At 63.2% G+C, this 19,975-nt stretch carries 15 protein-coding genes; 7 read left to right on the forward strand and 8 right to left on the reverse strand.

Features of this window, described 5'->3' with window-relative positions:
• The first annotated feature begins 286 nt into the window (after nt 1-286).
• Nucleotides 287-1,066 carry a uroporphyrinogen-III C-methyltransferase gene (gene cobA, locus JNB89_RS09305; RefSeq protein WP_220362005.1) on the forward strand — a complete coding sequence of 260 codons (780 nt, stop codon included), beginning with the start codon at nt 287-289 and terminating at the stop codon, nt 1,064-1,066.
• Between the two features lie 195 nt (nt 1,067-1,261).
• On the opposite strand, the gene JNB89_RS09310 is transcribed toward cobA, so the two are convergent.
• Nucleotides 1,262-2,143: an MOSC domain-containing protein gene (locus JNB89_RS09310; protein WP_220362006.1), complete on the reverse strand. Its 882-nt coding sequence runs from the start codon at nt 2,141-2,143 to the stop codon at nt 1,262-1,264.
• Between the two features lie 306 nt (nt 2,144-2,449).
• Here JNB89_RS09310 and JNB89_RS09315 point away from each other — a divergent pair, with 306 nt between their 5' ends.
• Complete coding sequence (locus JNB89_RS09315) at nt 2,450-2,854, forward strand: heme-binding protein (RefSeq protein WP_013339264.1); 405 nt, start codon at nt 2,450-2,452, stop codon at nt 2,852-2,854.
• Nucleotides 2,855-3,022: 168 nt separating this feature from the next.
• Complete coding sequence (locus JNB89_RS09320) at nt 3,023-5,194, forward strand: malate synthase G (RefSeq protein ID WP_220362007.1); 2,172 nt, start codon at nt 3,023-3,025, stop codon at nt 5,192-5,194.
• A gap of 246 nt (nt 5,195-5,440) precedes the next feature.
• On the opposite strand, the gene galU is transcribed toward JNB89_RS09320, so the two are convergent.
• Both galU and JNB89_RS09330 read right to left on the reverse strand, forming a co-directional pair.
• The gene (galU, locus tag JNB89_RS09325; protein ID WP_220362008.1) at nt 5,441-6,355 is read right to left on the reverse strand and encodes a UTP--glucose-1-phosphate uridylyltransferase GalU; all 915 of its coding nucleotides are present in this window, start codon (nt 6,353-6,355) and stop codon (nt 5,441-5,443) included.
• A 283-nt stretch (nt 6,356-6,638) separates the two neighbouring features.
• Nucleotides 6,639-6,794: a hypothetical protein gene (locus JNB89_RS09330; protein WP_013339261.1), complete on the reverse strand. Its 156-nt coding sequence runs from the start codon at nt 6,792-6,794 to the stop codon at nt 6,639-6,641.
• A 248-nt stretch (nt 6,795-7,042) separates the two neighbouring features.
• Here JNB89_RS09330 and JNB89_RS09335 point away from each other — a divergent pair, with 248 nt between their 5' ends.
• Nucleotides 7,043-8,302, forward strand: coding sequence for an acyltransferase family protein (locus JNB89_RS09335; RefSeq protein ID WP_220362009.1), 1,260 nt, complete (start codon nt 7,043-7,045; stop codon nt 8,300-8,302).
• Between the two features lie 282 nt (nt 8,303-8,584).
• Here JNB89_RS09335 and JNB89_RS09340 read toward each other — a convergent pair whose 3' ends face one another.
• The 4 genes from JNB89_RS09340 to JNB89_RS09355 all read right to left on the reverse strand — a co-directional run bounded on the left by JNB89_RS09340 (nt 8,585) and on the right by JNB89_RS09355 (nt 15,368).
• Nucleotides 8,585-11,050: a glycosyltransferase family 4 protein gene (locus tag JNB89_RS09340; protein WP_220362010.1), complete on the reverse strand. Its 2,466-nt coding sequence runs from the start codon at nt 11,048-11,050 to the stop codon at nt 8,585-8,587.
• Nucleotides 11,047-12,513: a flippase gene (locus JNB89_RS09345; RefSeq protein WP_220362011.1), complete on the reverse strand. Its 1,467-nt coding sequence runs from the start codon at nt 12,511-12,513 to the stop codon at nt 11,047-11,049. The genes JNB89_RS09340 and JNB89_RS09345 overlap by 4 nt, the downstream gene beginning before the upstream one ends.
• Nucleotides 12,514-12,609: 96 nt before the next feature.
• On the reverse strand, nt 12,610-14,811 hold the full coding sequence (locus tag JNB89_RS09350; protein WP_220362012.1) for a hypothetical protein: 2,202 nt from the start codon (nt 14,809-14,811) through the stop codon (nt 12,610-12,612).
• A 353-nt stretch (nt 14,812-15,164) separates the two neighbouring features.
• Nucleotides 15,165-15,368 (reverse strand): hypothetical protein, encoded by a 204-nt coding sequence (locus tag JNB89_RS09355; RefSeq protein ID WP_220362013.1) that lies wholly within the window; start codon nt 15,366-15,368, stop codon nt 15,165-15,167.
• A 145-nt stretch (nt 15,369-15,513) separates the two neighbouring features.
• Here JNB89_RS09355 and JNB89_RS09360 point away from each other — a divergent pair, with 145 nt between their 5' ends.
• From JNB89_RS09360 to gmd, 3 genes are read left to right on the forward strand one after another with little or no spacing between them, the layout of a single operon-like run.
• Nucleotides 15,514-16,611, forward strand: coding sequence for an acyltransferase family protein (locus JNB89_RS09360; protein ID WP_220362014.1), 1,098 nt, complete (start codon nt 15,514-15,516; stop codon nt 16,609-16,611).
• Complete coding sequence (locus tag JNB89_RS09365; RefSeq protein WP_220362015.1) at nt 16,608-17,369, forward strand: SGNH/GDSL hydrolase family protein; 762 nt, start codon at nt 16,608-16,610, stop codon at nt 17,367-17,369. Before JNB89_RS09360 ends, JNB89_RS09365 begins: the two co-directional genes overlap by 4 nt.
• Before the next feature lie 39 nt (nt 17,370-17,408).
• Nucleotides 17,409-18,452: a GDP-mannose 4,6-dehydratase gene (gene gmd / locus JNB89_RS09370; protein ID WP_013339253.1), complete on the forward strand. Its 1,044-nt coding sequence runs from the start codon at nt 17,409-17,411 to the stop codon at nt 18,450-18,452.
• A 239-nt stretch (nt 18,453-18,691) separates the two neighbouring features.
• Here the strand turns inward: gmd and JNB89_RS09375 are convergent, their stop codons facing one another.
• Complete coding sequence (locus JNB89_RS09375; protein ID WP_013339252.1) at nt 18,692-19,858, reverse strand: glycosyltransferase family 4 protein; 1,167 nt, start codon at nt 19,856-19,858, stop codon at nt 18,692-18,694.
• Between the last annotated feature and the right edge of the window lie 117 nt (nt 19,859-19,975).

Genomic DNA, 19,975 nt, shown 5'->3' on the forward strand with positions numbered 1-19,975 from the left:
TCAGGTGCCCTCTGCAACGCGTTGCCCGGATACGCGGTCAGCCGTTGGCCTGGTCCTTGCATAAGCTGGCGCGATACCAGTCATGCGTGCGTCAGGCAATCAGCGCGAACGGCCGGAGCGCTTCGCGAGACACAACGTCGTGCCTCGTGCGGCTTAGAGCCTTGAGCAGTACAGCAACATCGGACAACGGCGTCCCCTCGTGATCGGCACGAGCGGACGCCGTTTTTGTTTGGGCGTCGGCGCCACGCCTGGGCGCCGCCACACAGTGAATCAGAAGGACATCGCGATGAATAGGAACTTCGGCAAGGTCACCTTATTGAGCGCCGGTCCCGGCGAACTCGATCTGCTCACGTTGCGAGCCGTCAAAGCGCTCGCGGCGGCCGACGTCGTTCTGCTCGACGACCTGGCTAACCCTGAGATCGTGACGCTCGCCCCGCAGGCGCGCGTGATTCGCGTGGGCAAGCGCGGCGGCTGCCGCTCGACCCCGCAGGCTTTCATCGAACGCCTGATGCGCCGTTATGCACAGAAAGGGCTGCACGTGGTGCGTGTGAAAGGTGGCGAAGCACTCCTCTTCGGCCGCGCCGGCGAAGAGATTGCGAGCTTGCGCGAAGCCGGCATTCCGGTTGCGATCGTCAACGGAATTTCGTCGGGCTTCGCGGCTGCGGCGAGTTTGGGCATCTCGCTCACGCATCGCCGTCATTGTCATGGCGTGACGTTCGTGACCGCGCATACCGAAGATCACGGCGAACCGGACTGGGCCGCGCTGGCGGCCACGCGCACCACGCTCGCCATTTATATGGGGATGCGGCGTATCGGCAGCATCGCCGACGCCCTGCTCAGAAGCCTGAGGGCCGACACCCCCGCAGCTGTCGTGCAATGGGCCGGCAGCGTCGACGAACGGCGTTTGCTCACGCGTCTGGACCGGCTCGCCGCCGATGCTGACGAGGCCGGCTTAGGCAGTCCCGCGGTGATCCTGGTTGGCGATGCAATCGGCGAAAGCGAGCCAGCGCTGTGGGCGCGAGACATGGCATCGCGCGAGGAAGCGGTGCATGCGCGGGCTGCGTGAAGTGCGGGAAAGGCAGGTCAGAATAAGCAGGTCAATAAAAGCAGGTCCGGAAAGCAGGTGCGTCAAACAATGCGGGTGCGCAAAAGCACCTGAAAGCACCTGAAAGCACCTGAAGGCGCACGCAAGGCAATGAAAAACACGGCGGAAAAGAAAAAGCGTGGCCGTCCTGCGTAGACGGCCGCGACTGCGACACACCTAGTCGCCGAAACCAATCTCCGCTTCGAACTCCTGCCCTACCCGCAGCCACGTGCCCGCACCGCTCGTCACCACCGCGTTGTTGCCGAACGTGACCGCACCGTTGCGCTGCGGATTCGCGCGATACACGCTCAGCGTATCGGACGGTTCGTTGGGCCATTCGGGGTCGCGCTCGCCCTTCGCCTGATCGATGGTCGGCATCGGGCAGCGCGCGCATAGCTTGACGAGGCGCAGTTCGACACGCGCTTCGGTCGGCTGCGTGCCGTCCATGCCGAGCGTCTCCACATAGTCTTCTTCATACGCATCCAGCCCGGTAAGCACGATGTTCGGACGAAACCGGTCGATTGGAATGGAAGGCGCGCCCTTCGCATTCAGCCGCGTGTTCAGGTCGTCGAGCGACGCCTGACCGATCACGAGCAGCGGAAAGCCGTCGGCGAAGTGAGTCGTGGCCCCGCCCACGCTCTGCGTATAAACCGGATCGACAATGCGCTCGCGCTCGGGATCGAAGCGCAAGAGCCGCACGGGCATGCCGAGGAAGTCCGAAAACCACGCGGCGCACGCATCGCCCGTGTCGAGCCCGTAGGCGGCATCGCGCCACACTTTTGTCGCAACCTTGGCGGGCGCGCTCAGTTGCGCGGCGTCGAGCGGCGTGCGCAATTCGCTCATGCCGGGTGCGCGGATCACCAGTTCGTGCCCGGCAATCTCCACCTTGATCAACGCCATGCGCGGATGTGCGCGCTGCGTGAGCATCGCGCCCTCGGCATCGACAGCCATCCAGTAACGATCGTATTCGAGCCCCGTAGCGAGCAGACGCGCCTCATTCAGCGCGATACCCGCGCACGATTTGATCGGATAGATGAAAAGCTCGCTGATGGTCGGCATGATGGGGGCCCCGTACGGTTCGCACGGTTTGTTATGTAAGAGGGCTCGATTGTAATTCGGAGCCGGCCGCCTCGTTCGAACCGCGATTCGCAACGGCGTGGGGCCCGCCCCGGACGCCGGCGTTTCCTCGTCGCCCGGCTCGACGTAGAATTCCAAGGCTTGGCACCGGCATTGCACATGCTGACAAGGTAAGCGAACTCAAGCGCGGCCGCGCGTTACATCGCCCGCCGCGGTGCCCGCCGCCTCTTCAGGCGCCGGGCGGACGTACGAAAGCATCCATACCATGAACGAGACAGGACATTGATTATGCTGAGCAAACCCGTGTTGACCGTAGCCGAAACGACCCGCATTCTCGAGGCCGCGCGCACCGAAGCCGAGAAGAACAAATGGGCCGTCGCGATCGTCGTCGTTGACGACGGCGGCCACCCGCTCGGCATGCTGCGGCTGGACGGCAGCGCGCCCGCGAGCGCGTACATTGCGACCGAAAAAGCCCGCACCTCGGCAATCGGCCGCCGCGAAACCAAGGTGTACGAGGACATGATCAACAATGGCCGCACCGCGTTTCTCAGCGCCCCGCTCTCGGGTACGCTGGAAGGCGGCGTGCCGGTCATCGTCGAAGGCCAGGTGGTCGGCGCGGTCGGCGTGTCGGGCGTGAAGTCCGATCAGGACGCGCACATCGCCAAGGCCGGCATTCAGGCACTGGGCCTCTGAGCCGGCCGTGGCGAGAGGCATTGCCCGCGCTTCACGAATGCCGTCGTGATGGCGTGGCCCACAACAGGACGCAGCAACACGGAAAACAGCAAAGCAGCTTGACCGGGTAGTAGCCCCAACGCGAGCCGATACCCCACAGCGGCCGCATTCAGACAGATGGAGCAGTCGATGACTCAGATGAACCCGCGCGGCGGCCTGCAGGTCGCCGTCAATCTCGAACAGTTCGTCGAAACGGAAGCCCTGCCCGGCACCGGAATCGACAGCGCCGCATTCTGGTCCGGTTTCGACGCCCTCGTGCACGAACTGGCGCCGAAAAACCGCGCGCTACTCGCAGAGCGCGACCGCCTGCAAACGGAACTGGACAACTGGCATCGCGCCAACCCCGGGCCGGTGCGCGACTTGCGCGCCTATCGTGCGTTTCTGGAGGGCATCGGCTATATCGTGCCCGCACCGTCGAACGTGAAGGCCACCACTGCGAACGTCGACACTGAAATTGCCGAACAGGCAGGCCCTCAACTCGTGGTGCCGCTGTCGAACCCACGCTATGCGCTGAATGCGGCGAACGCGCGTTGGGGCAGCCTCTACGATGCGCTCTACGGCACCGACGCGATTCCCGAGGCCAACGGCGCCGACCGGCAGAAAACCTTCAACCCGGTGCGCGGCGCAGCGGTGATCGCCTACGCCCGCAAATTTCTCGACGAAGCCGCGCCGCTTGCGAACGGCTCGCATGCGGACGCAACCGGTTACAGCGTAAAAGACGGCAAGCTCGTCGTCGCGCTGAAAAGCGGCACCAGCGAGCTGAAGACGGCCGCGCAGTTCATCGGCTATCAAGGCGAGGCCGGCGCGCCCTCGGCCGTGCTGCTCAAGCACAACGGCCTGCATTTCGAAATCCAGATCGATGCAAACGATCCGATCGGCAAGACCGACGCTGCGCACGTGAAGGACGTGGTGCTGGAAGCGGCGGTAAGCACCATTATCGACTGCGAAGATTCGGTGGCGGCCGTGGACGCCAACGACAAGGTCCAGCTCTATCGCAACTGGCTCGGCCTGATGAACGGCGATCTGAGCGAAGAGGTCGCGAAAAACGGCAAGACGTTCACGCGGCGCCTGAATGCGGATCGCCAATATGTCGGCGCGGACGGTAAAACGCCGGTCACGCTGCACGGCCGCTCGCTGCTGTTCGTGCGCAACGTCGGCCACCTGATGACCAATCCGGCGGTGCTGACGAAAGACGGCGCGGAGATTCCCGAAGGCATTCTCGATGCGGTGATCACCACGCTGTGCGCGCTGCACGATCCCAGCAACAAGCTGAACTCGCGCACCGGCTCCATCTACATCGTCAAGCCGAAAATGCATGGTCCGGCTGAAGTGGCGTTCGCAAGCGAGTTGTTCGCGCGTGTCGAAGATCTGCTGAAGCTGCCGCGCAATACGATCAAGATGGGCATCATGGACGAGGAGCGCCGCACGAGCGTGAATCTGCTTGCCTGTATTGCCGAGGCGTCGGAGCGTGTGGCGTTCATCAACACGGGTTTCCTCGACCGTACCGGCGACGAGATGCACACCGCAATGGAAGCGGGCCCGATGATGCGCAAGGGCGACATGAAGTCGAGTACGTGGATTGCCGCGTACGAGCGCAGCAACGTGCTCGTCGGTTTGCATGCGGGCCTGCGCGGCCGCTCGCAGATCGGCAAGGGCATGTGGGCCATGCCCGATCTGATGCATGCAATGCTCGAACAGAAAATCGTACACCCCAAGGCCGGTGCGAACACCGCGTGGGTGCCCTCGCCGACCGCCGCGACGCTGCACGCGCTGCACTATCACCAGGTCGACGTGCAAGCGGTTCAGCAGGAGCTGGAGCGCACCGACTATGCAAAGGTGCGCGACGAACTGCTGGACGGTCTGCTGACGATTCCTGTGGTCGAAACCGCAAAGTGGAGCGCCGACGAAATTCGCGCCGAACTGGACAACAACGCACAAGGCATTCTCGGCTATGTGGTGCGCTGGATCGACCAGGGCGTGGGTTGCTCGAAGGTGCCTGACATTCACGACGTGGGCCTGATGGAAGACCGCGCGACGCTGCGTATTTCGAGCCAGCACATCGCCAACTGGCTGTATCACGGCGTGGTCACGCGCGAGCAGGTCGAAGAGACTTTCAGGCGCATGGCGAAGGTGGTGGATCAGCAGAACGCCGCCGATCCGTTGTACAAGCCAATGGCGCCGAACTTCGACACGGTTGCATTCAAGGCCGCGCAGGCGCTGGTATTCGAAGGCCGTCAGCAGCCGAGCGGCTACACGGAACCGTTGCTGCACAAGTTCCGCCTCGAAGTGAAAAAGGGCTGAGCATGCCGGTCGCCGCGACTCGAACGGATGCAGTTCGAGTCGCGGCAAAAAAAGACGGGCGCCTCGCGTGGCTGCGGGGCGCCCGATTTCAAAGCGCTGGTGTTGCCGCGCTCTCTGCGTGATCAAATTTGTTTCATCGAGGCTGCCTGATCCAGGCGGATCACCGCAGCGGATCGAAGCGAACCTGAGCGTATTCTGTCCGACGCGCGAAAACGACTCCCGTACGCGCGCCGATCTCCGCCTTCGTCAAGCCGCTTCAGCGGTGTACTGTGCCGGCAGGTCCTGCCCGTTTGCCTGCATATAAGCCTGCAGATACGCTTCGAACTCGTCCTTCACCTCGGGATGGCGCAACGCGAACTCCACCGTCGCCTTCAGATAACCGAGCTTGCTGCCGCAATCGAAGCGCGTGCCGAAGTAGCGATACGCAAGCACCTGTTCTTCGGTGAGCAGCGACTGAACCGCGTCCGTCAATTGCAATTCGCCGCCGGCACCGGGCTTGAGCGCGCGAATGTGCTTGAAGATGGTCGGCATGAGCACATAGCGCCCAACCACGCCGAGGTTCGACGGTGCCTTGTCCGGTGCCGGTTTCTCGACAATGCCCGAGAGCTTGATGACGTTGTCTTCCCACTCGCGGCCGTCCACCACACCGTATGAGCGGCTGTCTTCGCGCGCAATGGTTTCAACGCCGATCACCGAGCTATGGTAGTGATTGAACGTATCCACGAGCTGGCTCATGACCGGCTTCGAGCTGTGCAGCAGGTCGTCTGCAAGAATCACCGCGAACGGGCTTTGACCGACCAGCTTTTCGGCGCATAGCACCGCATGACCGAGACCCAATGCTTCGGCCTGGCGAACATAGAAGCAGTCGACGTTGGCGGGCTTGATGCTGCGCACGAGGTCGAGCAGCTTCTGCTTGTTGCGCGCCTCGAGCTCGGCCTCGATCTCATACGATTTGTCGAAGTGATCTTCGATAGCGCGCTTGCTGCGACCCGTCACGAAGATCATCTCGGTGATGCCGGCAGCAACTGCTTCTTCGACAGCGTACTGGATCAGCGGCTTGTCGACGATAGGCAGCATTTCTTTCGGACTTGCCTTGGTAGCCGGCAGGAAACGTGTCCCGAGGCCCGCTACGGGAAACACGGCTTTGGTGACTTTCAGCATGGTAGGCATTCCCAGATCGGTTAGAAATTGGTTTGCGGGCATGGCGGCCCTTCGACGTCGGCGCAAAGGCTAACAAAAAAGCCACGCGAGATCACGCCTGAAATTTCTCAAACAGTACTTAATAAGGCCAGTTTGGGTGGATTTGCGCTTCGCATAATATGAAAGACAGCAAGATTTACAGTGCAGACTCGAATTATTTTCGGGAAATTCCGAAAAATTTACCCGTTGTGCCGTGAGTGCGGCGGGCCGCAGGCATTGCTTTATACGGGCCGCCGCGCGGCTTTCAGGAGCGGGCTTCCTCGTTCTCGTCCAGTTGCGGCAGCTGACCCGGATTGATCCGGAAACGCCGGATGGGCTCGTTGCGCAACGCCTCCCGGTAGGCGGAGGCGGCAACGAGAATCAGCAGGACGGCCACGCCGGCAAGCAAATGCAGGTTCATGATTACACCTCTCATCAGGAGAATCCGTGCTGTAAATTAGCATGACAAAAGGGACAAATAATTGTTCGGTTTCAAGGCAGCGGCTCAATTACATTTCGTCACAAAATGGCGCCTTTTAACGAAAGGATGGCGAAAAGGCGGCCGATTTTTTTATCGATTTTTTGTCCGCGCGGTGCACTAGCATGTGATGCACCGCGCGCGGCACGCGCGCGCATCCGCATTGCCACACTTCGAATAAAGGACCGCGCATGAGCGACTCAGCACTGGAAGCCGCCGGCTCATCCCTGCCCCTCACACCGCACGCGAGCCCGCTCGCGCCTCGCGCACAAAGCGAGGCGCGCGCCGACAGCGCGGGCAAAGAACACGTGATCGACGCTATGCGCGGCTTCGCCGCGTTGCTCGTCGCGTACTTCCATTGCCGGCAGATCGAATGGGTCGGCATGCAGGCTTTCCATCAGAATGCCGGGCACTCATTCAACCTGAGCACGATTGCCGCGTATCTGACCTTCCCTATCGCGTGGGGCTCGGCTGGCGTGCCGATTTTCTTCGTGATCAGCGGCTACTGCATTCACCGCAGCGCCGCCATGCGACTCGCGGGCAATCCGGCGTACCGGCTCGACGCCGCGAACTTCTGGGCGCGCCGTTTCGCGCGCATTTATCCGGTGCTGCTTGCGGCATTGCTGCTGACGCTCGCACTCGACTGGTTCAGTCTGCAATTGCCGCCGGTCAGTCACAAGATTCGCGAGATCGGTCTGGGCGCTTTTCTGGTCAATCTGTTTTCGCTGCAAGGCGTGGCGGGCAAGACGTATGGCTCGAACGGCGCGCTGTGGACGCTCTCGCTCGAAGTGCAGTTCTATGCGATCTATCCGCTGCTATTCGCACTGCGCCGGCGCATCGGCATGAACTCCGTGCTGGCAATCGTTGCCGTGGTCAACGTCGTGTCGGCGTACGCGCTCGAGCGGCACGACATTCAGTTCTTCACGTCGTACTGGTTTTCGTGGACGCTCGGCGCATGGATTGCCGACGCGAAAGCGCACGAGGCGTCGCAAACGCGCTCGTCGTGGTGGCTCTATGCGCTCGCCGCGGCGTTCGTCGTGCTGGGCTGCGCGGCGTTTCACTTCGGACAGTACGGTGCGTTCCAGTTGTGGGCGATTGGCTTCGCGTTCTATCTGTACCGGGCGCTCGAGGATAAGAAGAGCGAAAAGAACGAAAAGGGCAACAAGGGCAGCGAGAGCAGCCACAACGCACGCGCCGGTTGGGGCCTGCGGCTTCTGTCGCACTTTGGCGACTTCAGCTTCTCGCTGTATCTGATCCATCTGCCGATCTTCGTGCTGCTGTCCTCGCTGCTGTACCGCTCGTCGCTGCAGATGTCCATCTGGCCGTCGTTCGGGTACATGCTGGTCGCCGTGCCCGCTGCCTATGTGTTCTACCGGCTCGTCGAATTGCCGGCGATGAAGTGGTCGGCCAGCTTGAAGCCGAAAGCGAAAGGCGCATGGCAACGGTCGTGAATCGAAAAGAGCCGAAGGCCGGCGAGTTTTTCGCTGACCTTCGGCTCCGCGCTGATCTTCGAATCCGTTGTCCCGGTCTTTGCTGCGCAGGCTGACGTCAGGTCAGCTTCTGCTGTATGGGCTTGCGTGATGCCGGCTCGCGTAACGCCCACTGGCGCACCGGCGCCAGTTTGTGCAACATCCACTTGCGCATCGCCGACTCGCGCCGTCTGACATTCGCGCAATGCGCGTTGAAGGTCTGGCGCGCGGCAGTTAGCACTGCGCGCCAGACCTCCAACCAGATCATGCGCGAGCAGCCTTTGCCGCGCCCGCCACGCGCCTCAGGATCCGCTCGACGCTCTCCACGTAGGCATCGGTCCCAAAGCGGCTGAGCGCCGTCCTGTAGCCGTTTTTGACGAGCCTTGCGCGCAGTTCGTCGTTCGAGCGCAGCTCGGCCAGTGCGTCGGCCAACGCGTGCGCGTCGCCGGGCGTGCACAGCACGCCGTTTTCGTAGTCGTCGACGATCTCCAGCACGCCGCCCGCCCGCGCGGCCACCACGGGACGCTGCGCGAGCATGCCCTCGACGATCACGCGGCCAAACGGCTCCGGCGTGATCGACGTGTGCACCACCACGTCGACCGCGCACATGCACGCCGGAATGTCGTGCTGGAAGCCGAGAAAATGCACACGGTCGCCCAGATTGTGCGCGTCGACGAACGCATGCAGTTCGATCTCGTACTGGTCTTCGCCGAAGAGCGGCGCGCCCACCAGCACAGCGTGCATATGAGGATTGAGCACCATTGCTTCGAGCAGCACATGCTGGCCCTTCCAGCGCGCGAGGCGGCTGAACGAGCCGACCAGAAACGCATCCGGCGGCAGCTTCAGGCGCTCGCGCAGCGTGGCTTGCGGCACATTGCGCAAGGCGTCGAACGGCGCGGCGGAAATGCCGTTGAACACCACGTCGACGCGCTTGTCGTCAAAGCCGGTGAGCTGCGCGAATGCACGCGCCGACGCAGCCGAATTCGCGATTACGTGAGTGAGGCCAAGCCGCGCGCACCATTTGATGATCGCGAGCTGCTTGCCGCCGAAATGCTCGGGGCTCACGATATCGCGCAGATGCCACACCACCGGCCGCTTCGCGAGCTTGCCGGCCACCGCGCCGATCACCATCGCGCGCTGTGTGTTCGCATAGATCACCTGCGCGCCGCGCGCGCGCCGGGCGGTCGCGCGCACGAGCGACATCAGCCCTTTGAGCGCCGCGCCCTTGGGCAGCGAACCGCCCTGCTTGCGCACGTTGCGCAGCGCGCCGGCGTCCAGCACCTCCACACTCACGCCCGCCTTGTCGAGCGCCGTGCGAAACGGGCCGTCGTCGAACAGCACGACTTCAATGCGCGAGCGCAATGCCTTGACGATCTCGAGCAGTGACAACTCGGCGCCGCCGAGCACGCCGCTTTGATCGACGGCGAGAATGCGCGGTGCGCTCGCGGCAGGCGTGGCCCGATACGGCACGTAGGGCGGCAGCGTTGCATTGCGCAGCGCCGGCACCGAAGCGCGTACATGCGCGAAGAAGCGCTCGCGGAAATTGGCCGCGGAGAAACGCTCGGCGTTGGCGCGGCAGTCGAGCGGCGAAAAGCGCCTGGCATTTGCTTCGAAACGCTCGATCGCAGAGACAATCGACTCTTCGCTCTGCTCGTCGAAGAACATGCCGGTCGGGCGCGGCTCGGACAAATCACGCACCGTTTCGAGCGCCCCGCCCTTGCCAAATGCGATAACGGGGGTGCCGCAGGCCTGCGCCTCAACGACCGAAATGCCGAAGTCCTCCTCGGCGGCGAACACGAACGCCTTGGCGCGGCTCATCCGGTCCTTGAGTACATTGAACGGCTGGTAGCCCATGATCTCGACGTTCGGACCGGCCTTCGCGCGGATCTTCTGCATGTCCGGCCCGTCGCCGATCACGACGAGCTTGCGCTCGGGCATGCGTGCGAACGCCTGCACGATGAGATCGATCTTCTTGTACGGCACCATGCGCGATGCAGTCAGATAGAAGTCTTCCTTCGCGGTGCATAACACGAAGGCTTCCACGTCGACCGGCGGAAAGATCACCTGCGCGTCGCGTTGATACACCTTCTTGATGCGACGGGCAATGAACTCCGAGTTCGCGACAAAGCCGTCCACCGAGTTCGACGTGCGAATGTCCCAATTGCGGATGTAATGCAGAATCAGCCGCGCCATCGCGGACTTGGGTCCGCTCGTCAGCTTCGACTGCTGCAGATACTGATGCTGCAGGTCCCACGCATAGCGGATCGGCGAGTGCACATAGCTGATATGCACCTGGTCAGGGCCGGTGAGAATGCCCTTGGCCACCGCATGGCTGCTCGAGATCACCACGTCGTATGCGGACACGTCTAGTTGCTCGATCGCCAGCGGCATGAGCGGCAGATACGTGCGGTACTTGCTGCGCGCGAGCGGCAGATTCTGGATGAACGACGTGGTAACGGGCTTGCCGCGCAGAAAGCTGCGGTCGTCGAGAAAGTCGACGAGACTGAACAGGTCCGCGTCTGGAAAGCACGCGACGATCTGCTCGAGCACCTTCTCCGCACCCGCGTAAGTGACGAGCCAGTCATGCACGATCGCAATGCGCACGGCTTTTTCGCTGCGCGCTGCGCTGTGCCGCGGCGGCGTCTGTATGGCAGGAACGGTGGTGAGTTCGGCCAGTGCGCTGCGCGTCGGCGGTTGCAGCACGGCTTCTTCAAGGACTTCGTGGTTCATGCGCTTTTCCTCGGATTCAGTCGCAACAGCAGTGAGCGCGCCAGATCGCGCAAAGCGGGGGTCATCGTGATGGACCAGGCGATGTTCGCGCCGACCATCAACACGCCGGCTACGATCGCCATGGCGAGCCCCGGCAGGAAACTGGAAAGCCACAGGCTCGCCAGCAGGAAAGCGAGATGCGCCAGCATGTCGAGCGCGATCTGCCGCGCACGGATTGCAGAAAGCCGTAGCAGTACGACGTAGTCGAAGAGCGCGCGGCCGGCCACCGCCATCGCGGCGCCAGTCAGGCCGAAGTACGTGATGCCGAGCCACAACGCCCCTGCAAAGAGCGGCAATTCGAAGAGGCCGACGCGTGCGGCCGTAGCCGGATTGACCTGCGACTGGATCAGGATGCGCGTCACGTTGGCCTGCCCGACGAGCCACACGGCGACGATCATGATGCGTCCCACCGGTGCCGCGACGGTGGCGATCTCATTGCCGACCCACAGGTGCAGGAACGGTTCGAGCACGAGCATCGCGACAAGCGCGACGGGCGTGAACACGCCGTTGAGAAATTCGAGCGACTGCTGCGTGATGGTGTCGGCGTCCGCACGCCCTACCGCCGAAAGCCGTGGAAAGAGCGTGCGCACCATTGCAGTGGGCACGATGTTCAGGCGCGTGACGAGGTTTTGCGGCACCGTGTAGTAGGTGACGAAACGCGCGCCGAGGCCCGTGCCGAGCATCACGCGGTCGAGCGATTCGGCAATCATGTTGGTGACGCTTGCAATCAGCATCCACCCGCCGAAGTTGAAAAGCCCCCTCGCCACGCCGAGCTGGGGCGGCAGAATACTGCGTATTTCCAGCACTTTCAGCGCCGAGCGGCCGAGCAGAATGGCGGCGAGAATACGTGCGAACACTGCTGCGGCGAGCACGTTCTGCAGGTTCGCGCCGAGCCACAGTGCAGCGCCGAGCGGCAACAACTGGAACAGGAAGGTGCCGATGGTCTGGTTCGTGTTGTACACGCCGAACCGCTCTGCGCCGTTGATCGCGCCCGCAAACACCCACGACACGTTGGCAAGCGGAATCGCCACGGCGAGCCACGGCAGCGCCATGTAGACCTCATGCTGAAGTTCGGGCGAAACCTTCGTGAAGTACGCGGTATAGAGAAATGCGCCGAAGTAAATGATCAATCCGCCGATCACACCGGTTGCAAGATTCAGCCACGTCGCGCTCCAGAACACCCGCGCGCTTTCGCCTTTGTCGCCCGAGGCGCGCGCCTTCGAAATGTGGTTTTGCGCGGCCATGCTCATGCCGAGATCGAGAATGCCGAAATAGCCGATCAGCGTCCACACGAGACTGATCACGCCGTAGCGTTCGACGCCCAGCAGTTTGATATACGACGGCACGGTGACGAGCGAAACGAAAGTCGGCAGTACGAGGCCGAAGAAATTGATCGCTACGTTCTTGAGAATGCCTTTGTCCATCGGGTGCCCTGGTTTCGACTGCGATTGCCGGTGTTGTTCTTCATCTGTTCGTGCCGCGCCCTGCCGCGGCGGCGCAGTGCGCCGTGCATTGATCCGTCATGGCTTCCAGCGGTACATCAGCACCTTGCCGCGCGCGTCTTCCTCGACGAATACGAGGTACTCGCCGTTGCTGCGCTTGGCCGCGCTAATGCCGTTGGGCACGTCCACCCAGCCGGACGCGCGGCCGACTTCCGGGCCTGGCCGGATCACGCCGAGTTCGCGGCCGTTGTCCTTGTCCCATACGTGGACCGCGCCCACCGGCTCGACGCCGAAGATGTACTGCCCCTCGACCGTCACGCCGATGATCGTGGCAATGGGTTTGCCCTGGGTCTGCCAGGGCAGCGTGATCGAATAGCGCTGCACCGGCTTGCCGCTCGACCATTTGTCGTAGCGCACCAGCACGCGGCCCACTTCTTTCCAGAAGCCGCGCTCAGCCGGTGTGTCGGGCGTGTAGCCAGTCGCGTAGAGCGTGTCCGTGTCGGGCTCGTAGATCGCACGATGCAGTTCTGCAAACGGTTGCGGCACCGGGTATTGCGTGATGTCGGAGTACGCATAGACGGGGTTGCCTTTTGCGTCCAGGCCGCCAAAGCGGAACCGGTAAATGCCCTTGGTATCGCGCGTGCGCCAGATGTCGCCGGCGGTGTCGACCCACCAGCCCCAGCCGCCCGCGAGCTTCGTGCCGCTTGTGTTGAGCGCGAATTCGTCGACATTGAATCTGCCGTCGCCGTTTGCGTCGCGCCAGATCCAGTCGCCGCCGGGCGGCGCATTCGGCACTTTCGCCACCGCGCGCTCGCGGCCCGCGATAAAGCCAGACGGAATCGCCGTTTCGCCGTCGTGCTGCGCGTCGAAGCGATAGATCTTCAGATGGTCCGCATACATGTCCGTCAGATACAGGAAGGTGCGGCCCTTCAATTTGCGGGCGATCGGCAGGCCCGGATACTGGTCCGTGTGAAAAACCGGGTCGTCGGGATACTTGAAGCGATTCGAGAGGAATCCGACATATTTCCAGTCCTGCCCGGCGGGCTTCGACAGATCGAGTTCGAAGCGTTTGTTGCCGCTATACACGCTGTCGGGGCGCGCCGGATCGATCCATGCGCCGTCGACGAAAAGCAGCCCCTGCACCAGCCAGTTCTGTTTGCCGTCGGGCGCGTAGCTTTCCAGCGTCGCGCCGAGGCCCGCGCCGATCGGCTCGTAACGCGGCCCGATGCCGTTTGTCGATACATAGACATCGCCGCGCGCATCCACGCCCACGCCGGTGAGTCCGTTAAAGCGCTGCGGCCCGGGCCGTCCCGCGACGCCGCTGAAAATGCCTCCCCGCTCGCCGAGCGAACCGGTTTGCTCATAACGTCCGTCGCGCTTGTCGAAGAACAGCACCTGCTGACGCGGTCCGTTATCGGCAATGAGCACGCGGCCTTTCGTATCGACGGCGATGTCCACCGCGACCGTGCCGGCCGGCAACTCGAAGTTTTCGTCGAGGCGTTTTCCGGCCGCCGTGTAGTGCTCCACATGCGGCGTGCGATCGTTGCGCGTGCCGCTCAGCACCCACAGCGTGCCGTCCGGCGCGAGCGCAAGGCGACCCGGTTCGTGCACGCTCCACGTGGCCTTCTGCTGCATCGATTCCGCGTCATACAGCTCGACGCGATCGCGCGCCGTGTTGGCTGCATAGAGTGTCGTGTCGCTCGCCGCAAGGCCGCCGATTTCCGCGCTCGTGCCGGTCGGCACTTCGTTCATCATCAGAAAGCCGGCCGCGAGTTGCGCATGCGGGTCCGCGCGCTTCGCCGCGGGCTGGAACGGTGCCGCCTGCTTCGGATCGGCAATCTGCCGGCGCGAAATGCCGAACCACTGCTTGCCCTTTTCGGGCCACACGCCCTGCTCGACGAGGCGGCCTTTCTCATTGCCGACCGCAATCGCCACGAACGCATACTTGCGATTGATGGCGATCGCGTTGCCGCCGCCATTGCCCCAGCCATGCGTGCCGCCCGCGAAACCGAGCATCTTGCCGTTCTGGTAGACGCTCGCCTCCGCTCCGCTCTCATCCCACGGCGCATTCGTATAGACCTTGCCGTCGGGCGCAACGGCAATCGCCGTGATGTTGATCTGCGTCCACGTGCCGTCGCCGAAACCGAACGTATTGCCGATCCATGAAGTTTTTGCGTTCAGCGCCGTTTCGGCGCGCGCGGCAAAACCGGCCGACAAAGCGGCCAGGCCAACAATGCACGCGCATACCGCGAGACGGCTCCTGAACGTGGTACGGGGCAAGGCAGGTCCTCCAGTCGAAACGGATCGATGCTTTACAAAACGGCGGTGTTGCGGCGCTGGCATGCACGAACGCAAATACAGTGAAGCGTGACGGCAAGCAGGATGACGGCATGCGCCGCGAGCCGCGTGGCGAGCGCTAGGCAAGAAGGCGCGCCCTTCGCTACGCGGCTCCCGCGCACTCGAAGCGCGTGTGCATGACGAAGCGGATCGCGGTGCTCTGCGCACGCGCCCTCCTTCGCCACCCTCTGCGCACGGCTCACATTACGCGTAAAAAACCTCGCGACGAAAATCGAAAATAATTCAAAAATATTCGATGATTTTGATTGCAATAAAGAAATCAATTTTAAAATTGATTAAAGGAAAAGTTTGCCTGTCGGGCGCCGTGCGCGGCGCATCTGTGCCGCCGCCTTCGCCGTGTTTTTACCGGTATGGTGTCGTTTCGCCGGCAGGCGCGCCACTTCTTTCATAGCATCGCCGGGTGCGCGACACCAGCCGCGAACAACCACGAAACACGCCGGCAAATGCATAACGAAACACCCTGTTGCAATCTGATTCATTTATCCATTTCATTCGCGTTTTTTCGCGATTTTCTTTTGCCTAGAATCGATTGCAATCTTGTCGCGGCCGTGACGGGCGCGGCACTCTTTCGTGCAACGCCCTGCGGCATTCCGCGGCCTCCCCGCTTTACACCATGGACGGTTCATGACTGCTAGCGCCCTGCCCATCGCGCCTTCCCATTCACGCCGCATCGTGCAGCTCGACGGCTTGCGGGCGATCGCCGTGCTCGCGGTGTTCGCGCAGCATGCGCTGAAGGCGCCGCTGTGGATGGGCGTCGATCTGTTTTTCGTGCTGAGCGGCTTTCTGATCACCGGCATCCTGCTCGAGCGCAAGGCGCGCGGCCAGTCGTATTTCGGCTATTTCTACGCACGCCGGGCGCGGCGCATCCTGCCGCCGTATCTGCTGCTCATGGTGGTGTCGTCGATCCTGTTCGGATTCGGCTGGGCGCAGCATTGGCAGTGGTACGCGTTCTTCGCGACCAACATAGGCGATGCGCTCAATCAGAGCGGTCACGACAGTCTGAACGTGCTGTGGTCGCTCGCCGTGGAAGAACAGTTCTATATTGTCTGGCCGTTCGTGATCCTGCTCGTGCCCGAGCGCGTGCTCGCGTGGGTAGCCGCCGCGCTGATCCTGCTCGTGCCGGTGCTGCGCGCGGTGGCTACGCCGTGGTTCGATTCGTTCTGGCCGATCTATTACCTCACGCCGTTTCGCATGGACCTGCTCGCGGCGGGCGCGCTGCTCGCCGTCGCGGTGCGGCGCGACCGCGACGCGCTCGAACCGTTCAAGGGCCTCGCGGTGCTCGGCATGCTCGCCGCGCTGGCGGCGCTCGCGTGGCTGCACCTGCACTTTCCGCGCTTTCGCGCAGCCAATACGCCGCTCTCGAACGCGGGGCTCTACAGCATCTCGCTGGTGCTGTGCACGTCCGTCGTGGTCATCGCGCTGCAAAGCCGGGGCATCGTCAAACGGCTGCTGTGCAACCCCGTGCTGGTGTATATCGGCACCATCAGCTACACGATTTATCTGATCCACCTGAGCGTGCTGTATGCGCTGTGGCCGCTGAACATGAGCCGCTATGTCACGGCCGCGCTGGCGCTTGCTATCACCCTCGCCTATGCGAGCTTCACGTGGTTCGCGTTCGAAAAACGTCTGATCTTCGGTTCACGCGGCAGCGCGCACACAACGGCCGGCGCCGCTGCGAGCGTGCCGGGTACGGCGTCGCAAGCGCCGCAAAGCCGCGCATGAGAAGCCCGGCATGGCCTGCCGTCGCGGCCCTGCTCGCGTTGCTCAGTGTGCGCTGTGCGGTGGGCGCGGGTGCGGCCACCGAAGCAGCGCAGGCAGAGCAAGCCGCCAATGCAGCACCGCGCGAGATTGCCATCGAAGCCTACGGCGACTCGACGACGCTCGGCATTTCCTGCAGCGAGGGCCATTGCGGGCCGCAGCCGCAGAACGCCGTAGCGTACCTGCAGGACGAATTGCAGATGCATCACGGCAAGCGCGTTCATGTCGTCAACTATGGCGTGGGCGGCACGACAGCCTCGCAACTGCGCGACGGCACCGGCAATCGCCGCGCCGGACCGACGGCCGGTTTGCCGTGGCGCGCACGGCTCGCGGCATCTCCCGCGCAGATCGTGCTGATCAACTACGGCATCAACGAAGTCATGCAGAACCAGACGCCCGAGCAGTTCTACGCCGCGCAAACCGCGCTCGTGGAAACCGCGCGGGCGCTCGGCAAGGAGCCCGTGCTGGAAACGTCGAATCCGATGCCAGACAACCGGCTCAATGCCCGGCTCGCGACAATGGCCGCGATGACCCGCCGCGTGGCCGCCGAGCAGCGGGTGCCGCTTGTCGACCAGTTCGCGTACATCAGCAGTCTGCCGGACTGGAAAACGCTGATGTCCGATGGCGCGCATCCGAAGCCGGGCTTGTACAGGCTCAAGGCCGAGCAGGATTTTCAGGTCGTCGAACCGCTGGTGCGGCGGCTCCTGGATGGCACGCTCTGAGGTGCTCTTTTTTTCTTTTACCAATATTGAAGGCAAGCTATGAGCCAACCACGCAAAGCGATCATCACCGGTGTGTCCGGACAGGACGGCGCCTACCTGACCAAGCTGCTGCTCGACAAGGGCTATCAGGTGACCGGCACCTACCGGCGCACGAGCTCTGTGAATTTCTGGCGCATCCGCGAACTGGGCGTGCTCGATCATCCGAATCTGCGGCTGGTCGAGCACGACCTGACCGATCTTGGCTCCACGCTGCGCCTGCTCGAAGGCGCACAGGCCGACGAACTATATAACCTGGCTGCGCAAAGCTTCGTGGGCGTGTCGTTCGATCAGCCGGCGACCACGGCCGAGGTAACCGGCATCGGGGCACTGAATCTGCTGGAAGGCATTCGCATTCTCAGCCCGAAAACGCGCTACTACCAGGCGTCGACCTCGGAAATGTTCGGGCTCGTGCAGGCGGTGCCGCAACGCGAGGACACCCCCTTCTATCCGCGCAGCCCGTATGGGGTGGCCAAGCTTTTCGCGCATTGGTCGACCATCAACTACCGCGAGTCGTATGGCCTCTTTGCCAGCAGCGGCATTCTCTTCAATCACGAATCGCCGCTGCGCGGGCGCGAATTCGTCACGCGCAAGATCACGGACAGCGTCGCCAAGATCAAGCTCGGCAAGCAGGACGTGCTGGAGTTAGGCAACCTCAGCGCGAAGCGTGACTGGGGCTTTGCGCTCGAATACGTGGAAGGCATGTGGCGCATGCTGCAAGCGAACGAGCCGGACACTTTCGTGCTCGCGACGGGCCGCACCGAAACGGTCCGCGACTTCGTGCGCATGGCGTTCGCCGCAGCCGGTTATCAGCTCGAATGGTCGGGCAAGGAAGAGCGCGAGACCGGCATCGACGTGGCCACGGGCAAGACGCTCGTGCGCGTGAATCCGAAGTTCTACCGGCCCGCCGAAGTGGACCTGCTGATCGGCTGCGCGGACAAGGCCCGCGAGAAGCTGGGCTGGGAGCCGAAAACCAGCCTCGAACAGTTGTGCCACATGATGGTTCACGCAGATCTCGGGCGCAACGAGCATCACGAGACCTTCTGAACCGGCGCCGCCCTCGCCCGCATCGCGGTGGATGCGGGCGAACGCGGTGGCTCGTTGCGGTTCGATTTTACGCACGACCAACGCACGACCAGCGCACGACCAACGCACGATCAGCGCACCCGAATACTCAACACGCAAAACTCAGCGCGCAAGAAAATGCGCGCAAGCGAATGCACACAACAAAAGGCGCCGGCTCTTGTAGAAAAGGGCCGGCGCCTTCGTCATTGCGCTCTCACACTTCAGTGCACTCCGCCCGCCGCAATGGCCTCCGCATACACCGCCGCGACGCGCCTGGCGATCACCGAGTTATCGAAATTCTCGCGCGCATAGCGCCGGCATGCATCGGCGTCGGGCAGCTTCAAGGTGCCGCTCAGCGCGCCCGCAAGACCCGCCGCGATCGCTTTTGCGCCCGTCTCAGGCAACACGAGATTGGGTGAGAGCCCCGCCACCGCTTCCGGCAGGCCGCCCACCGGCGTGACCAGCACCGGCGTGCCCGAAGCGAGCGATTCGACGGTAATCAACCCGAAGCCTTCGAGCGCCACGGTCGGCACCACACTGATATTGGCCGCGCGATACAGCGCCGCCAGGTGCTGATCGGGCACGAAGCCGAGCAGCTTCACGTTGTCCTGCAAGCCGGCTGCGTCGATACGCGCCTGCAGTTCGTCCGCGAGACGCCCCTTGCCGGCGATCAGCAACAGCACGTCCGGGTGTTGAGGCTTCAGCAGCTTCACGGCGTCGATCAGATCCTCCAGCCCCATGCGCCGCACGAGGCGCCGCACCGCCAGCACAATGGGCCGGTCCTGCGGCAATTGCAGCTTCAAACGCGCCTCCGCCGGTGTGAGCGGCAGGTTAAACTGCTCGACGTCGACACAGCCGGGCACCACGCGCACGCGCTCCGGCGAGATGCGGTAGCGCGAAGTCAAAATCTTGCCGAACGCCTCGGAAAGCACGATGAGACGCGACGAACGCGCATACACCGACTGCTCCAGATAACGCTTCGCGCGCTGGCCGAGCGAGTCCGCGCCTTCTACGTGGCTCTCGTCGGCCCACGGTCCCTGAAAATGCGAGACCTGCGGAATGCCGCGCGTCACGTCGAGCCCAGGGAAGGTGTACAGCGCGAAGTGCGACGAGATCACGTCGGGGCGCGAGACGCTGATCTCATGGCGCAGCGCGCGGCGCGCGGCCATCAGGCGCAACGGCAGCGACTGCGCGGCGGAGCCGAAGCCGTTGATCGCGCCGCCGGTGTCCGCGGCAACCTTCGGCGAGCCGGCCACGACGCCGCGCACCGCGACGCCCGCGCCGGGCAGCGCGCCGACCAGCGAGTAATACATGCGGTCGAGGCCGCCTGCGCGCTCGGGGAACCAGTGCATACCGATCTGCAGCGATTTGATTGAACTCGTCGTCATTGTCATTCCCCTTTGTGTTCTGTGAGGTATTCGGTGAGTGGTGATGCCCGGCTGCGCGAAGCCGCCATGCGGCTCAGATTCGCGCGCCGTTCACGCTGGCCGGCTTGTGGCCGGCCT

Source organism: Paraburkholderia phenoliruptrix (genome assembly GCF_019511605.1).
Lineage (GTDB): Bacteria > Pseudomonadota > Gammaproteobacteria > Burkholderiales > Burkholderiaceae > Paraburkholderia > Paraburkholderia phenoliruptrix_A.

Bases quoted from the DNA above. Each gene is read 5' to 3' on its own strand.
- JNB89_RS09340 (WP_220362010.1), bottom strand. From the start codon at position 11,050: ATGAACCACGAAGTCCTTGAAGAAGCCGTGCTGCAACCGCCGACGCGC.
- JNB89_RS09330 (WP_013339261.1), bottom strand. From the start codon at position 6,794: ATGAACCTGCATTTGCTTGCCGGCGTGGCCGTCCTGCTGATTCTCGTT.
- galU (WP_220362008.1), bottom strand. From the start codon at position 6,355: ATGCTGAAAGTCACCAAAGCCGTGTTTCCCGTAGCGGGCCTCGGGACA.
- gmd (WP_013339253.1), top strand. From the start codon at position 17,409: ATGAGCCAACCACGCAAAGCGATCATCACCGGTGTGTCCGGACAGGAC.
- JNB89_RS09315 (WP_013339264.1), top strand. From the start codon at position 2,450: ATGCTGAGCAAACCCGTGTTGACCGTAGCCGAAACGACCCGCATTCTC.
- JNB89_RS09355 (WP_220362013.1), bottom strand. From the start codon at position 15,368: ATGAATCAGATTGCAACAGGGTGTTTCGTTATGCATTTGCCGGCGTGT.
- JNB89_RS09360 (WP_220362014.1), top strand. From the start codon at position 15,514: ATGACTGCTAGCGCCCTGCCCATCGCGCCTTCCCATTCACGCCGCATC.
- JNB89_RS09310 (WP_220362006.1), bottom strand. From the start codon at position 2,143: ATGCCGACCATCAGCGAGCTTTTCATCTATCCGATCAAATCGTGCGCG.
- JNB89_RS09365 (WP_220362015.1), top strand. From the start codon at position 16,608: ATGAGAAGCCCGGCATGGCCTGCCGTCGCGGCCCTGCTCGCGTTGCTC.
- cobA (WP_220362005.1), top strand. From the start codon at position 287: ATGAATAGGAACTTCGGCAAGGTCACCTTATTGAGCGCCGGTCCCGGC.
- JNB89_RS09345 (WP_220362011.1), bottom strand. From the start codon at position 12,513: ATGGACAAAGGCATTCTCAAGAACGTAGCGATCAATTTCTTCGGCCTC.
- JNB89_RS09335 (WP_220362009.1), top strand. From the start codon at position 7,043: ATGAGCGACTCAGCACTGGAAGCCGCCGGCTCATCCCTGCCCCTCACA.
- JNB89_RS09375 (WP_013339252.1), bottom strand. From the start codon at position 19,858: ATGACGACGAGTTCAATCAAATCGCTGCAGATCGGTATGCACTGGTTC.
- JNB89_RS09320 (WP_220362007.1), top strand. From the start codon at position 3,023: ATGACTCAGATGAACCCGCGCGGCGGCCTGCAGGTCGCCGTCAATCTC.